This is a genomic window from Streptococcus halotolerans (assembly GCF_001598035.1).
Lineage (GTDB): Bacteria > Bacillota > Bacilli > Lactobacillales > Streptococcaceae > Streptococcus > Streptococcus halotolerans.
Genome location: NZ_CP014835.1, coordinates 1,007,503 through 1,023,458, shown reverse-complemented (window position 1 = coordinate 1,023,458; position 15,956 = coordinate 1,007,503). Strand labels below are relative to the sequence as shown.

General features: G+C 40.1%; 12 protein-coding genes, 2 pseudogenes and 1 CRISPR repeat array. Of the genes and pseudogenes, 12 read left to right on the top strand and 2 right to left on the bottom strand.

Going from position 1 to position 15,956, the window contains the following annotated elements:
- Entirely contained in the window at positions 1–186 is a 186-nt protein-coding gene (locus A2G56_RS04400; RefSeq protein WP_157761194.1) for a hypothetical protein, read from the top strand.
- 108 nt (positions 187–294) lie between these two features.
- Here the strand turns inward: A2G56_RS04400 and A2G56_RS10190 are convergent.
- A pseudogene (locus A2G56_RS10190) lies at positions 295–503 on the bottom strand (ISNCY family transposase); the annotation flags it as partial.
- A gap of 211 nt (positions 504–714) precedes the next feature.
- Between A2G56_RS10190 and A2G56_RS04395 the strand changes: the two are divergent.
- The 9 genes from A2G56_RS04395 (at position 715) to A2G56_RS04355 (ending at position 12,597) form a co-directional block, all read left to right on the top strand.
- Entirely contained in the window at positions 715–3,111 is a 2,397-nt protein-coding gene (locus A2G56_RS04395) for a CRISPR-associated helicase/endonuclease Cas3 (protein ID WP_062709594.1), read from the top strand.
- A gap of 806 nt (positions 3,112–3,917) precedes the next feature.
- Positions 3,918–4,655: a type I-C CRISPR-associated protein Cas5c gene (cas5c, locus tag A2G56_RS04390; protein ID WP_062709592.1), complete on the top strand. Its 738-nt coding sequence runs from the start codon at positions 3,918–3,920 to the stop codon at positions 4,653–4,655.
- Positions 4,655–6,547, top strand: a complete 1,893-nt coding sequence (cas8c, locus tag A2G56_RS04385) for a type I-C CRISPR-associated protein Cas8c/Csd1 (protein ID WP_062709589.1) — start codon at positions 4,655–4,657, stop codon at positions 6,545–6,547. Before cas5c ends, cas8c begins: the two co-directional genes overlap by 1 nt.
- Before the next feature lie 3 nt (positions 6,548–6,550).
- Positions 6,551–7,399, top strand: a complete 849-nt coding sequence (cas7c, locus tag A2G56_RS04380) for a type I-C CRISPR-associated protein Cas7/Csd2 (RefSeq protein ID WP_062709586.1) — start codon at positions 6,551–6,553, stop codon at positions 7,397–7,399.
- A gap of 1 nt (position 7,400) precedes the next feature.
- On the top strand, positions 7,401–8,072 hold the full coding sequence (gene cas4, locus A2G56_RS04375) for a CRISPR-associated protein Cas4 (RefSeq protein ID WP_062709583.1): 672 nt from the start codon (positions 7,401–7,403) through the stop codon (positions 8,070–8,072).
- Entirely contained in the window at positions 8,069–9,094 is a 1,026-nt protein-coding gene (gene cas1c, locus A2G56_RS04370) for a type I-C CRISPR-associated endonuclease Cas1c (protein ID WP_062709580.1), read from the top strand. The genes cas4 and cas1c overlap by 4 nt, the downstream gene beginning before the upstream one ends.
- Before the next feature lie 9 nt (positions 9,095–9,103).
- Positions 9,104–9,397 (top strand): CRISPR-associated endonuclease Cas2, encoded by a 294-nt coding sequence (cas2, locus tag A2G56_RS04365; RefSeq protein WP_062709578.1) that lies wholly within the window; start codon positions 9,104–9,106, stop codon positions 9,395–9,397.
- Between the two features lie 147 nt (positions 9,398–9,544).
- Positions 9,545–11,559: a CRISPR direct-repeat array (repeat unit 32 nt; unit sequence GTCGCACCCTTCGCGGGTGCGTGGATTGAAAT).
- A 202-nt stretch (positions 11,560–11,761) separates the two neighbouring features.
- Positions 11,762–12,238 (top strand): methylated-DNA--[protein]-cysteine S-methyltransferase, encoded by a 477-nt coding sequence (locus tag A2G56_RS04360; RefSeq protein WP_062709575.1) that lies wholly within the window; start codon positions 11,762–11,764, stop codon positions 12,236–12,238.
- A complete protein-coding gene (locus A2G56_RS04355; RefSeq protein WP_062709572.1) occupies positions 12,238–12,597 on the top strand; it encodes a Spx/MgsR family RNA polymerase-binding regulatory protein in 360 nt (119 codons plus the stop codon). Before A2G56_RS04360 ends, A2G56_RS04355 begins: the two co-directional genes overlap by 1 nt.
- A gap of 173 nt (positions 12,598–12,770) precedes the next feature.
- Here the strand turns inward: A2G56_RS04355 and A2G56_RS11155 are convergent.
- Positions 12,771–12,899: pseudogene (locus A2G56_RS11155) on the bottom strand (transposase); the annotation flags it as partial.
- 889 nt (positions 12,900–13,788) lie between these two features.
- Here A2G56_RS11155 and nth point away from each other — a divergent pair.
- Positions 13,789–14,418: an endonuclease III gene (nth, locus tag A2G56_RS04350; RefSeq protein ID WP_062709569.1), complete on the top strand. Its 630-nt coding sequence runs from the start codon at positions 13,789–13,791 to the stop codon at positions 14,416–14,418.
- A 147-nt stretch (positions 14,419–14,565) separates the two neighbouring features.
- On the top strand, positions 14,566–15,897 hold the full coding sequence (locus A2G56_RS04345) for a hemolysin family protein (protein WP_062709563.1): 1,332 nt from the start codon (positions 14,566–14,568) through the stop codon (positions 15,895–15,897).
- Positions 15,898–15,956: the final 59 nt, after the last annotated feature.

The following is a 15,956-nucleotide window of genomic DNA, read 5'->3' as shown; positions in this document are numbered from 1 at the left end:
ATGTCATCTATTCAAATTATTGCTCTCATTCTACTTGCTTTTTCGATTATTAAAGCTATCGCTTTAGTTAAAGTATTCAATATTTTTAAGCCAGATCCCAATGCTAAGGTAGAGGAAGTACCGTCAAAAACAGAAGAAGAGCGATGCCAAGAAGAGGACGAGTTAGAAGACGACTCCCTATTTTAAGATAAAATAAGAAGAGGTAATGTTGTCTTCTTATGGTTTGAAGTGATCAATAAACTTGAGAGTGACATGCCCCAAACATTAGACGCGATATCTAATGTTTGGGGTGTTTTTTCTACTATTTGTCAAGCGTCGCTTCGTTTTTCGTTGCATTTTTGGCGATAAGTGTCCAGCTTGATAGAGCAGTTTTCTAACCGTCGTATCAGAGTAGTTGATGTTTTCTACTTCAGTTAATAGTTCACAGAAATGAACTAGATTAGGTTCTAACTCCCCATAGCTTTGATATTTTTGATGATTCTCTTCTTAGTGTCTTGGGACATATAGTCGAATGATTAACTTCGAGATAAAGAGCTGAGAGGAGGGCAGCACTTGAGTAGGGCCAGGCGAAAGTGACGATGTCTCAACCTTAATTCAAGAGACTATAACGTGCGTTGTTTTTTTGTCTAGCTTAATTTTATAAATTGGAGCTAGAAATGAAAGCGTTTTTATTGTACAATATTGGTAATATTTTTAACCGTGAGGATAAGGAATATGTGGGCACATTACAATCAAGAAATGAATCAAAAACAGACATTGAAGGAACATTCTTTCAACGTGGCCGTTGATGCTAGACAAAGTGCTTCATCAATTGGACAAGGGGATATCCTCTTTCTTTTAGGCTTGTACCATGACCTAGGCAAGTCTGATCCTTTGTTTCAAACTAAGCTTTGTCAGAAACCTAACTTGCAGGTAGACCATTCTTATGCAGGTGCCAAGTATCTCTATGGTATGATGGTTCAGAGTTTTCCGAAAGAAGCATTCGCTGATAAAAAACGCTGCTTTTTTAGAGACATCGTAACTTATGTTATCGCTGCCCATCATGGCATGTATGATATCCCATTTGACGATGGTCAGAGCGCTCAAAGTTTTCGTTATAATAAAACTTTTCAGCGGATAATGCAAACGCGAGAAAATTACGCTTTTAACCCAGATGTTCTCCAGTATGCAGAGGAGTTGGAAACGTCTTTATCCGATTATGGGTATCCTTATTTGCGAGATCTACTGGAGCAAGCTTGGAATAATTTTCAATTATTGTGGGAAAAATTGTCACCTAGAGATAAGAGTGAGGAAGCTTTTTATGCAGGCTGCATAGTGAGATTGTACCTGTCCTTGCTTAAAAACGCGGATATTTTAGACACCATTAACGCCTACGATTTCATTCTCGAACCGCCTAGTTTGACTAAAAAACGAAAACTCATTCAAGGTTATCAGCAATCAGTTGAAGACTTGTATGCTAGTTTTGGGCAACCTAAGACACCTCTAAATCGTATTCGTACTGCTATTGCGGATCGTGTAAAGGCACGTGGTGCTACGGATACGACAGGTGTTTACCGCCTCAATTTGCCGACAGGTGCAGGAAAAACTAATCTTAGCTTGCGCTATGCGACACAACAGATGACAAAGCAAGGCAAGCAGCGTTTCTTCTACATTACACCATTCTTATCCGTTTTGGAGCAAAATGCTAGCGCGATAAAAGGCGTCATAGGTGAAGAAGGGGTGCTTGAACACCACTCTAACGTTGTGAAAGAAAGCACCGCCAAAGAGGAGCAAGGTGATGAAAAAGCAGCGCTATTGGCTGATTATCTTTTAGATAGCTGGGATAGTCCTGTTGTTTTAACATCCATGGTACAGTTTTTTCAAACGCTTGTTAAGACCAAGTCTAGCAATATCCGTCGCTTTTCTAGTTTGATTGATAGTATTATTATTTTGGATGAAGTCCAATCCTTGCCAATTGAGGTGACTACGCTCTTTAACTTAACTCTTAATTTTCTCAGTCAAGTGATGAACGCAACGATTGTTTTGTGTACAGCAACGCAACCTACATACGGATCTGATGAGGTTAAACACCGGCTTTCTTATGCAAATGAGGCAGATATTGTCACATTGTCAGCGGAAGAATTGGAAGGATTTACACGGACAGAACTTTGGAAATTTGATGACACTGATGGTAAAACCAGTCTCACTGACGTTGCTGATTTTGTATTGAGTGAGGACAAATCAAGCTTGATTATTCTTAATACTAAAAAATCCGTGGATAACCTTTACCGGATTCTGGAAAATCAAGTTGATCGTCCACTATACCAACTCTCAACTAACATGTGTCCTCAGCACCGTCTGGACTTGATTAAGAAAATCAAAGAACTACTCAAAGAGGGGGTGCCTGTGATTTGTGTCAGCACTCAGTTAATCGAGGCAGGGGTTGATGTTGATTTTGAACAAGTTGTGCGATCTTATGCAGGGATTGATTCCATCGTGCAAGCTAGTGGTCGTTGTAATCGTGAAGGTAAACGTCATAAAGGGCGTGTCACTTTGGTTAATCTGACCGAAAATGAAGAAAGCTTGTCGCGTCTGAAGGAAATCAAGCATAAGAAAGATGTGACTGAAGCTATTATGAAGCAGTATCATTCCCCAATTGACCTTGTATCGCTCAACGATTGCTTTTTTGAAACATATTATGCCGATCATAAGAATGATATGGATTATCCTATCGGAGATAACGAAACAGGTTACGATTATCTCAGTTGCAATACGTTTTCTGGTGGTAAAACACAAGCGATGCTGTGTCAGTCGTTTAAGACAGCTGGCCATAAGATTAATCTCATTAAAGATGATAGCGTCAGTGTTTTGGTAAGTTATGGTAAAGCCAAAGAGACAATACCAGTTTTAGAAGATATTTTAAGTAGCACAGATTATCCAACAAATGAAGAATGGTTTCGTATCAAGCAACTTCTCAAGGAATTGCAGACCTATACTGTCAACCTTAGAAATGGCGACGAGCTATTAGCTGCAACCAAATCTTATTTAGATGGAGAAGTATTGATTTTACAAGAGGAGTATTATGACGAAGTCATTGGGGTAAAAAAAGAAGCAGCTAGCTTTATCTTTTAAGAGAAAAAAGCTAGCTGCTGTTACGAAAGGGCATCCATCCCATTCTATTTCAATCCACATAACCAATAGTTATGATAAGGCTAGTATACCACAATAATGACCCCTCTAAAATGAAGTTAGTCACTTGATTACCAAAAACATCTCAGAGAGAGACAATGATAATCTATCGAAATATGCATACTTCCAATTCTGAAGTTCATAATAATTTAAGAAGTGATATAATAGTATTGTGTCATTAGAACTTCTTTGATACTAAAGGTATTTGTTAGTTAAAGAGTATTCGTTTCAACTAAAATGGAGCTTTAACTAGATAGAAAGGGACGTCAATGCTATCAATTGTAATAAAATTATTATTCTTCCTATTTCTTATGGTAATGTCACTAGGTTCTATCATGCTTCTTATTGTCACAGCTAAAGCCTTACTCAATTGGCTGAGAGGAGATTATGATTAAGAGTTAAGATGTGATATTAGGAATCTAACAAGTAGCCTTTTGTGAGCTAGGTGTATCGTATAAGAACATTGAGATGTTAAAAAGCACATAGATTGTGCGACATGTTTTATTAATATAGAGGAGGTAAGATCTTATCGACGACTATCTTTTTCAACTGTTGAGTAAGCTAATTGATAAAATGCCAGCAATCATTATGGCATCAGCGACATTTTTGAAAGTCTATCGCTCTCAATCAGTGAAGAAAAAAAGAGAACGGAAGAGAAGAGTTTAGCACGATTCTCTTCCCAAATTCTTTTTGTCGTTGACATTATTGTCTTTTCTAAATGTCTCTATCAAACTAAGGAGGTATCCAATTTGTATCGTTCACGAAATTTTTACATGCGTGTGAGAGGAGATCTGGCGTTGTTCACCAACCCTGCAACCAAGGGTGGGGGAGAGCGTAGCTCTTACCTGATTCCTACTCGTCAGGCGCTGCAGGGTGTGGTTGATGCTGTATACTATAAACCAACTATCGTTAATGTGGTGACAGAGGTTAAAGTGATTAATCAAATTCAGACGGAATTGCATGGGGTTCGTGCGTTGCTTGCTGACTACGGAGCGGATCTGAGTTATGTTTCTTATCTGAGTGATGTGGAATACTTGATTAAGTTTCATTTTACGTGGAATAGCAATCGTTCCGATCTTGAGCAAGATCGTTTACCTAAAAAGCATGAAGCTATTATGTCGCGGTCTTTAAAAAAAGGGGGACGCAGGGATGTTTTTTTGGGGACACGAGAATGCTACGGACGAGTCGACGAGATTAGTCAAGAAGAGTATGACGCGGCCATTTCTTCTTATCAAGGTCAGACCATTGATTTCGGTATTATGTTTCATTCGTTTGCTTATCCAACCGATAAGAAAACACCACTACGGTCCTATTTCACTCAGACAGTCATGGAAAATGGCATCGTTCATTTTAAGGAGCAAGAAGATTGTGAAATCATGAATACCTTGTCCAGTTATGCCTTTAAGACGCCAGGACAAGTCAAGTCTGTTGATGAAGAATATGATAGTTACCTAGCTGATGAAGCTAAGGAAAAAGGAGGTCACTGATGGATTTCTTTACCTCGCTACTCAAAACCTATGAAAATGCGGAAACTGAGAGTTGGGTTGATAATGCTAGCAAGGGAACGATATTGCTACCAATTTATCATACCAGTCTTAAATCGAATGGAAAAAATATCATTTCAGTTGTTCTCGATAATGAGGGGAAGTTTATTAAAGCCGATTATATAGGGAAAGAAGAAACGATTATTTTTCCTGTCACATCTAATTCGGTGGCACGTTCTGGTAAGAATCCTGCCTCCCATCCTCTGGTTGATAAACTCAGCTATTACGTGTCCGAAATAAACCAAGATCAGTATGATGCTTACCATAATCAATTGGAAAACTGGCGTGCCGCTTGTCGCGATGAGCAAGTCAAAGATTATCTGAGCCTTATCCAAAGATTTATCTTACAACCTGAATTTTTGTCCCAGATTTGTCAATCGTTGTATGGTCAATCTTATACAAGAGAAGGCTTGAAAGTTACCTCTGTTGGGACAGACAATAAGGAAAAGACAGTTGATTTGTCGACGTGTTTTTTGGAATTTAAGATTGATCATTTTATTGGTAATCGGACAGTCTCTGTTACTAATTATCAAGCCTTGCACCAAGCCTTTATCGCTTACGTTGAAAGTCATCACGACGATAAAATTATCTGTAATATTAGTGGACGAAAAGAAACTCTTGCAACCAAGCATCGCGGCTTGATTGGAAATGCTAAACTGATTTCGGTTAGTAACAATAACGAAACCTACAAAGGTCGCTTTAGAGAGCGCGATGATGTCTTTACCGTTGGCACCCAGACTTCTGAGAAGATTCACCTGATGGCGAAATATTTGCTGGAAAATGACCAAACTCATGTTTGGTTGGGAGGAACACAGCAGATGATCAATTGGTTTAGTGATGATATAGCCAATGACAGTCAGCTTGATGTGACGAAGTCTGTAGAAAGTGATGTTTTCAACTGGGACAACATGCTGCCTGATGTTTATGAGACAGAGACACCTGTTTTTTCAATTGATAAGACCAATCGTGAGATTAACCAGTCCTTTATTCACGGAAAGAAGACATTTAGTGACGCTTCAACCTATTACGCAGCTATTTTAAATAAGACTAATGATGGACGAATTGCTCTGAAATATTTTCGTCACCTTCAGGTTTCAGAACTGTTGCAACATTTAGAAAGATGGCAGCACAATTACAGTTGGGAAAGCAGAAAGCAGGGCAATAACTTTGTTATAAAAACACCAAGTTTGAATGATATGATTTTAGCAGCTTACGGAACGGATAGAGAACGTTATCTGGAATTGGACAACGATAGCTTCCGAAGTGACCAGTATCAGCAACTTGTCACGGCTTTGTTAGATGGGCATTCGGTGCCCATTCATCTAGTCAAGAAATTAGAAAGTAATCTGAAACACCGGCAGAGGTACCCTAGACACTGGTATCAGATTCAACAGGTGGCACTGGCTATCTTGCACAAACAAAATGGAGAGGAGTTTACCCCTATGTTGGACCACAAATATAGTAACCGTTCCTATTTATTTGGACGTTTACTTGCTATTTATGAGTTGATTGAAACGCAGCGCTATGCTTTAGAAGGTAATCAGGACCGCATTACAAATGCGGAACGTTATTGGACTGCTTACACAGGACAACCTGCGAAAATGATGACACTTTTGGAAAATAAAGTGAAGCCTTATGAGGAAGTTCTAAAGTTAAATCGCCCAGGTCTTTGGAAGAAATTAGATAAAGAGCGTGCGGAAGTTATTGAATTGCTAACGCCAGCTTTTTCAGCGAAAGAATTTACAGATGCCTTAGATTACAAGTTTATATTTGGCTATTATGCTGAAAAGAAATATTATTATACATCAAAAGCAAACATGGGAAGCGAGGAATAGCAGATGTTAGAAAATAAAATTGATTTTATGGTAACCCTCGAGGTACGTGAGGCGAATGCCAATGGCGATCCCTTATCAGGGAATATGCCACGAACAGATGCTAAAGGTTACGGTCTGATGAGTGATGTCGCCATTAAACGTAAAATTCGTAATCGTATGCAAGATATGGGACATTCTATTTTTGTTCAAGCTAATGATCGTATTGAAGACGAGTTCAAATCCCTTGAAAAACGTTTTTCTCAGCATTTTACAACTAAAACACCAAATGATGAGATTGAAGAGAAGGCTAATCAAATGTGGCTTGACGTACGTAGTTTTGGACAAGTTTTTACTTATCTGAAAAAATCTATTGGGGTACGTGGTCCAGTTTCTATTAGCATGGCTAAATCTCTGGAACCTATCGTGATTTCCAGCCTACAAATTACGCGTAGCACCAATGGTATGGAATCTAAAAATAATAGTGGTCGTTCGTCTGACACCATGGGCACCAAGCATTTTGTCGACTACGGCATTTATGTCGTTAGAGGTTCTATCAACGCTTATTTTGCTGAAAAAACAGGTTTTAGACAAGAAGACGCAGAAGTGCTTAAGGAGGCACTAATTAGTCTATTTGAAAATGACGCTTCATCAGCCCGCCCTGAGGGTTCCATGCGTGTGCGTGAGGTCTTCTGGTTTACTCATGCCAGCAAATTGGGTAACGTTTCAAGTGGACGTGTCTTTGATCTGTTAGAATTTGATAAAGTAAATCCAGACAAAAATAGCTATGAAGATTATGATATTATGCTTAATCAAGAAAAATTAGAAGAATATAAAGCGAAAGGTTTGACAGTTGATATTTTAGAAGGACTGTAATATGGTCTATTCCGAAGAAGATTATTTGATGTTATCAGGTATTCAACATTTTCAGTTTTGTAAGCGTCAGTGGGGATTAATTCATATTGATCAACAATGGGAAGATAATGAGGCCACAGCACATGGACAAGTTTTGCATAAAAAAGCTGACAATCCTTACATTAAAGAAAAGCGCAAAGATGTGATTATTTCACGAGCTATGCACGTTTCCTCTTCTAAGCTGGGACTTTACGGTATTTTAGATGTGGTGGAATTTTACAAGGATGCAGCAGGAGTAGAACTTAAGGGGAGACGTGGGAAATGGCGTCCTACTATTGTTGAATATAAACGCGGACAGCCTAGAAAGGATACGCGTGATATTGTTCAACTGGTAGCGCAGACAATTTGCCTGGAAGAGACATTGAATTGTAGGATTGATGTCGGTTATCTTTATTATCACAAGGTGAATCAGAAAGAGAGAATTGACATAACGCCAACCTTAAGGCAGGCAGTCTTTGATTTAGCAAAGGAGATGCACGCTTATTACGAAGGTAAGCATGTGACGAAGGCAGAATATTTTAAAAATTGTCAACTATGCTCTCTAGTACATATTTGCCTACCGAGATTAAGCAAGAAAGGGCGAAATGTGGATAATTATATCGCACAAGCTTTGAAAGATGAGGACAGTTTATGAAAAAATTGCTGAATACCTTATATTTGACACAGGAAGATTTTTACCTGACCCGAGAGCGGGATAATATCGTTATCAAGAAGGACGGAAAGGTCGTTCAACGTTTCCCCTATCGGATTATTGAAGGTATTGTTTGTTTCTCTTACCTAGGTGCGTCACCTTCTTTGATAAAGTTATGCGCGGAACATCATATTAATCTGTCATTTCACAACCCACAAGGTCAGTTTTGTGGCCGTTTTGTCGGACCAACTAACGGCAATGTATTGTTACGACGGGAACACTACCGTTTAGCTGACGATGAGGAGTCGCTAACGTATGCCAAACGTTTTATTTTAGCTAAGGTATCTAATTCGCGAAAGTATCTTCTGCGCTTTAAACGTGACCACAAAGACCGTATCGATAGGCAGCTATTTGGAGAAGTCAATACGGAACTGGTTTGGGCATTGGAGCAAATTCAAGCTGCACCAGATAAGGAGACCTTGCTTGGAATTGAAGGTCAGGCAGCTAATCAGTACTTCCGGCTTTTCAATGATTTTATCTTGACTAATAAAGAAACTTTTTCATTTAAGATACGCTCACGGCGTCCACCGTTGGACTGCGTCAATGCTCTCTTGTCTTTTGGTTACAGTATGCTGACCTACGAATGTCAATCCGCTTTGGAAGCTGTTGGTTTGGATAGCTACGTAGGTTTTTTCCATACGGATCGTCCCGGTCGAGCCAGTCTCGCGCTGGATCTGGTGGAAGAGTTTCGTGCTTATATTGTTGATCGCTTTGTCTTTTCACTTATCAATCGTAGTCAGTTGAGTAAGAAAGATTTTGAGATTAAGGAAAACGGCAGTGTTCTGCTAACTGATAGAGGTCGTGCTACATTCATTGAAGCATGGCAAAAACGCAAGCACACAGAAGTTGTGCATCCTTTTACTAAAGAAAAAGTAAAACTGATGCTGCTGCCTTACGTTCAAGCTCAGCTATTGGCGAAAGCTATTCGAGGCGACCTAGAGAGTTATCCGCCATTTTTGGTCTAGGAGGTGTTTATGATGGTTTTAGTTACCTATGATGTTAATACTAATACAGCTGCAGGGCGTAGACGACTGCGTCATGTAGCAAAGTTGTGCGTAGATTATGGGCAGCGCGTCCAAAATTCCGTATTTGAATGCTCAGTTACACCAGCTGAATTTGTCGACATTAAGGAAACATTACTGGACATTATAGATATGGAAACTGACAGTATTCGCTTCTATTTGCTGGGGAAAAATTGGCAAAATCGAATAGAGACAATAGGTCGCGATAATAGTTATGACCCTGATGTAGGCGTCTTACTCTTATAAAAAATAGTTGTGCGAACCTGAGTTACTCAGTAAAAACTCATAAGTTCGTTGCTAAAACGGCTTGAAATGAGCGATTTTTAATAAAAATGCCTTGAAAAAGGACTTTTGAATTTGATAAAATAATACAAAACAGTGTCTTCTTGCGCTGTCGCACCCTTCGCGGGTGCGTGGATTGAAATAACATCATCATTAGACTGATATTCAGGTGCTCCAGTCGCACCCTTCGCGGGTGCGTGGATTGAAATGATCTTATTAACTTTCAATTTTCCTAAAAACCAGCGTCGCACCCTTCGCGGGTGCGTGGATTGAAATTTCTGGTGGAAAGCTATCAAGTAACCAAAGCAACCGGTCGCACCCTTCGCGGGTGCGTGGATTGAAATATCCTACGGCAGTAGTACCGCCATATAAACCTGTCGCACCCTTCGCGGGTGCGTGGATTGAAATATTTTTTAGCATTTTTACAAAGTACTCAACATTACGTCGCACCCTTCGCGGGTGCGTGGATTGAAATAAGGCAATCCCCACTTACAAGCGTATGTGCGTCTGTCGCACCCTTCGCGGGTGCGTGGATTGAAATAACTAGGGAGGATGAAGACAGAAAGGAAAATAAAGGTCGCACCCTTCGCGGGTGCGTGGATTGAAATCTTTATGGTATGCAACATAAAAGCTTTATTAACGTCGCACCCTTCGCGGGTGCGTGGATTGAAATTTTGAGTAGTTTCGCCCAGAGCTTATCGTTGTTGTCGCACCCTTCGCGGGTGCGTGGATTGAAATTTTGTCGGTATCTACCTCAATATCACGCCTAATCCGTCGCACCCTTCGCGGGTGCGTGGATTGAAATAAGGTTTGCTTTTTGATTATGTTATCTTTTATCAGTCGCACCCTTCGCGGGTGCGTGGATTGAAATTCGTAGTAATCATGACCTGCTGGGATAACATATCGTCGCACCCTTCGCGGGTGCGTGGATTGAAATTTTAACATGTTTTAGTCGAACTCCAATTTCCCAAAGTCGCACCCTTCGCGGGTGCGTGGATTGAAATATAGTTACGTGTCTGAATGCTGCCTGTAACACCGTCGCACCCTTCGCGGGTGCGTGGATTGAAATGCTTGTTTAAGATCGTTGACGGTAAATTGTCCTGGTCGCACCCTTCGCGGGTGCGTGGATTGAAATATTTAAGACAAGTGATTTATTTAAGACCTCTACTCGTCGCACCCTTCGCGGGTGCGTGGATTGAAATCATTGTTAATGCAGTTATTTTCATTTTTTGTCCTGGTCGCACCCTTCGCGGGTGCGTGGATTGAAATCCACGCTGTCATATAAATGTTAACCGGACGTTTGGTCGCACCCTTCGCGGGTGCGTGGATTGAAATTTTTAGATATTGCATGACTAGATTTAGCATGATGTCGCACCCTTCGCGGGTGCGTGGATTGAAATTTTGATTCTTCTGATGTGATACCTGTTCCAAAGGGTCGCACCCTTCGCGGGTGCGTGGATTGAAATTGCTCTCTGAGCGTTTTATTTTCTTTCGTGGTAGGTCGCACCCTTCGCGGGTGCGTGGATTGAAATTAGGCGGTCGGTTAAGGTATAGGTTAGTGTTTCCATGTCGCACCCTTCGCGGGTGCGTGGATTGAAATTACTTTGAAGAGCCATCTAGTAAATCATTCCCTAAGTCGCACCCTTCGCGGGTGCGTGGATTGAAATCTCTGTTTGATAAACGGTCATGAGTTGCGTTTTGTCGCACCCTTCGCGGGTGCGTGGATTGAAATTAAAGAAAGGAAATAACATGGAAATTAACTGGAGTCGCACCCTTCGCGGGTGCGTGGATTGAAATTCTAATCGACCTGTATGATAATGCGCAATCTGAGTCGCACCCTTCGCGGGTGCGTGGATTGAAATATTTTACCTCCTTTATTAAATTGCCCATGAGATTGTCGCACCCTTCGCGGGTGCGTGGATTGAAATTTCGATTGCAAAACATAACTGCTCTTGGACTCCTGTCGCACCCTTCGCGGGTGCGTGGATTGAAATGTATTCAAATGATGGCTATACTTCTGCGAGTTATGGTCGCACCCTTCGCGGGTGCGTGGATTGAAATAAAAAAGTTTATACAGAGCCAGATGGTTTAAAGGTCGCACCCTTCGCGGGTGCGTGGATTGAAATCAATAACGGCTTATGTTCCCAAAATAGCGAGTTTGGTCTAACGCTTTATTGTGGTAGGCCACGGGTGCGGTGATGAAATATTGTGAATATAGTTGTCTGTTAGGCAGTTCACTGCTTTAGTCGCTGTTTGGATTAGTTTTGCTGATTTTATAGTGTACTAAATGCAGATTCATATTGTTATTATTTTTGATATAATAGACGAATGATATTTAGAACATTTTACCAGTCTCCTTTGGGGCAAATCAGTCTTTTAGCTGATGAGGAGTCGCTTTTGGGGCTTTATTTTGTGGGACAGGCTTATTATGAGCGTGGTTTTGAGTCATTTCAACTATTGAATCAGGAAGTCACTCCTCACCAAGAAGCTAAGCTTTGGCTAGATGCTTATTTTGCGGGGCGTCAGCCAGACCCTAGCCAATTGAGACTGGCTCCGCATGGGACTGCTTTCCAGCATCGAGTCTGGTCAGCGCTAGCGGCTATTCCCTACGGTCAAACGACCACTTATGGCAAACTAGCCACAGAGCTTAATTGCAAGTCTGCGCAAGCTATTGGCTCTGCCGTTGGAAAAAATCCTCTATCCATCATCGTGCCCTGTCACCGAGTGTTAGGTGCAGATGGGAGTTTGACGGGCTATGCTGGCGGGCTTGAGCGCAAGGCGATGCTCTTAGAATTGGAGAAATGATGTATACTTTTTATGAATATCCTAAATGCACGACCTGTAAGAAGGCTAAGAAGGAGTTGGATATGCTTGGAGTGAACTATGAGGCGGTTGACATTAAGACTAATCCCCCACAAGTCAGTCTACTTCAAGAACTCCTGGAGCATTCCGACCTTGATTTGAAGAAGTTTTTCAACACTTCGGGAAATTCATACAGACAGTTAGGTCTTAAAGACAAGTTTGATAGCTTGACAGTTGATAAGGCTTTGGAACTTTTATCTAAAGATGGCATGTTAATCAAGCGCCCTATCCTTATCAAGGATGATAGGGTCCTTCAAATCGGCTACCGCACGCCTTATGCAGCCTTACAGTTGTCTGAGTAAGAATTAATAATCGGCTTTCTAGCCATCAGTTATTATGACCCAGCCTTCCAAGCAAGAAGAAAGTAAACTAACCAGCATCTAGTAGATGATTGGTAGCTAGGGGTAAGAGAGAATCAGATTGTTTCTCTCTTTTTTTCATGATTAAAGAGAGAAGTAACTTGGTTCTAAAGTTTTTGGTGTTTAATGTCTTTGATGAGCTTGTTGTTGGCTTCGAGTTTAGTGCTAGAATAAGGGATATTCAAAGGTGTTTGTGATATAGTCTGTGTATTTCTTGAACGTTTTTAAAAGACAGTCTGGAAGATAGTATTAGCGTGTGTGATATGGTTTTTTATGAGTCAGAGTTTCCCTGAGAAAGCTTAACGTCTTGTTGATAATTTTAAGTACCGTTAAAGGTTTTCGAAAGCTTTGTGAGTAGAACATATGGTCTAATAATTGATAGCAGTTTTTATGGATAATTAACCAGTAATTGTTCATGCTGGATAGAGATGTCTTGTTAAAGACTGCCTTTTCATGGGACGGCTGTCTGATAGTTAGGTAAATCAGGAGTGACCTCTGTTACAAATCGGATAATTATTTGAAAAAAGTGTTAACGATATCTGGCAACCGTTGAAAAAATCTTAGATCCTATGGGAGTGCCTTACAGTCTTCCAGTCTATCTAGATAGACACCCTAACGTTTGGATGTAAGAATTTCTTCAAGTAGAGTAAAAAGTGAAAAATAGTTGATTAATCAATGGTTGAGATATGATTTGAGTTTGGTTGATGCACGCTAGATTGACCAAAGTCTTCTGGCTAATGTTCAATGAATAATCTATTTGAGTCGAACAAAAAGTTAAGGGATGGGATATCTTCTTCTAACGGTTCGTTTTCCAAAAAGCTAGCTTGTTAAAAATTCTGGAAAGTATTGTTCATGCCACAAAGACTAAAATTTTGTGAAGATGTAGTGTAAAAAAGGTTGTCCCCAAAGAGGATGGTAGAGGATCAGCGACAGGGGGATTGTCATGAGCTGGGGTCAAATCCAATGGCGATCGCCGATGATTACCAGGTCAGAATTGTTATTTATGATACTTGGTTCAGCAATAGTAAAAAAATGATTTAAATGATAACTATAATAGGACCATTTTTAATAAGTTGCTTTGTGTCTGAAGACAGCAGTCGTGCTATAATAAGAAAAAAACAAAAAGGAATGTTTATGGTATTATCAAAAAAACGAGCACGTAAGGTTATTGAAGAGATTATTGCTCTTTTTCCAGATGCCAAACCTAGCCTAAATTTTCGTAATAGTTTTGAGTTGCTAGTGGCGGTGACCTTGTCAGCGCAAACAACAGATGCGGCGGTCAATAAAGTGACACCGGCTCTCTTTGAGGCCTTTCCGACTCCTGCTGATATGGCTTTAGCAACGGAAGAGGAAATTGCCGAGTACATTTCACGACTGGGGCTTTATCGTAATAAAGCTAAGTTTTTGAAAAAGTGCTCGCAACAGCTCTTGGAAGAGTTTGATGGGGAGGTACCCAGAACTCGATCTGAGTTGGAAAGTTTGGCGGGTGTAGGACGTAAAACAGCTAATGTGGTTATGAGTGTTGGTTTTGGCATACCAGCCTTTGCGGTTGATACTCATGTGACCAGAATTTGTAAGCATCATGATATTGTGAAAAAATCAGCCACACCACTTGACATTGAAAAACGCGTCATGGAGGTATTGCCTGAAGAAGAATGGCTGCCGGCTCATCAAGCTATGATTTATTTTGGACGTGCTATCTGCCATCCTAAGAATCCAAAATGTCACGAATACCCTCAACTCTATGATTTTTCTGACAGTTAAATCAATGCAATACTTTTTTGCTGATGGAAATTGTCATAAACGCCTTAATAAAAGTATTTCTAGCTGTTTTAGGTAGGAAATATTTAGCTTATCGCTAAATTTTATGCTATAATATAGACATTATATTTACTTTTTAGGAGACTATTGATGGAAGACCCCGGTCAGTCCTTGATATTACAATTTATTTTATTACTTATCTTAACCCTACTCAATGCCTTTTTCTCAGCCAGTGAGATGGCTCTTGTGTCTTTAAATCGATCTCGTGTTGACCAAAAAGCCGAAGAGGGTGATAAAAAATTCATTCGTTTGGTGAAAGTTTTAGAAAATCCTAATAATTTTTTATCAACTATTCAAGTTGGGATTACCTTGATTAATCTCTTGGCTGGTGCCAATTTTGCAGATTCTTTAGGGGAAGTTATTGCCGGTTGGTTTGGAGATTCTAGGCTTGCAAATACTATTGGGAGCGCGGCGTCCTTAATCTTCTTGACTTATATCTCTATTGTTTTTGGTGAACTTTATCCTAAACGGATTGCCATGAATCTCAAGGAAAATCTTGCTGTTGTTTCAGCACCAGTTGTTTTGGTTTTAAGCAAGATTGTCAGTCCCTTTGTTTGGTTGCTATCGGCATCAACCAATCTTCTTAGCCGTATCACCCCAATGAATTTTGATGATGCAGATGAGCAGATGACGCGTGATGAAATTGAATATATCTTAACCAATAGTGAAGCCTCACTAGATGCAGATGAGATTGGTATGCTTCAAGGGATTTTCTCTCTTGATGAGATGATGGCGCGGGAGGTTATGGTACCTCGTACAGATGCTTTCATGGTCGATATCAATGATGATATCAAAGAAATTGTTCAAGCTATTTTACAAGAAAATTATTCCCGCATTCCTGTTTATGACGGAGATAAGGATAAGGTTATTGGGCTTATTCATACTAAGAAAATCCTTAACGATGCATTTGCTAATGGCTTTGATAACATCAATATTCGTCGTATTATGCAAGAGCCACTATTTGTTCCAGAGACTATTTTTGTAGATGATCTGTTGACTCAATTGCGAGCAACTCAGAACCAAATGGCTATCCTTTTGGATGAATATGGAGGCTTGGCAGGTATTGCGACACTTGAAGATCTTTTAGAAGAAATTGTCGGTGAAATCGATGATGAAACAGACCTTGCAGCTGAATCAGTTCGCGAAATTGCTGAAAATACCTATATTGTTCAAGGAACAATGACTCTCAATGAGTTCAATGGTTATTTCGATACAAACTTAGAAAGTGATGATGTTGACACTATTGCTGGATTCTATCTAACAGGAGTCGGTTCGATTCCGAGCCAAGAAGTCAAGGAATCTTACATTGTGGATAGTAACGATAAACAATTGACCCTAATTAACGATAAAGTTAAGGATGGTCGTATTAACAAGTTAAAATTATTGGTTTCTGAAATCCCTGAAGAGGAAGAAGAAGATTAGATGGGAGACAAACGTCCTTTTGGAAGTTTGTCTTTTTTTGCTATCTCAACCATTGAAGT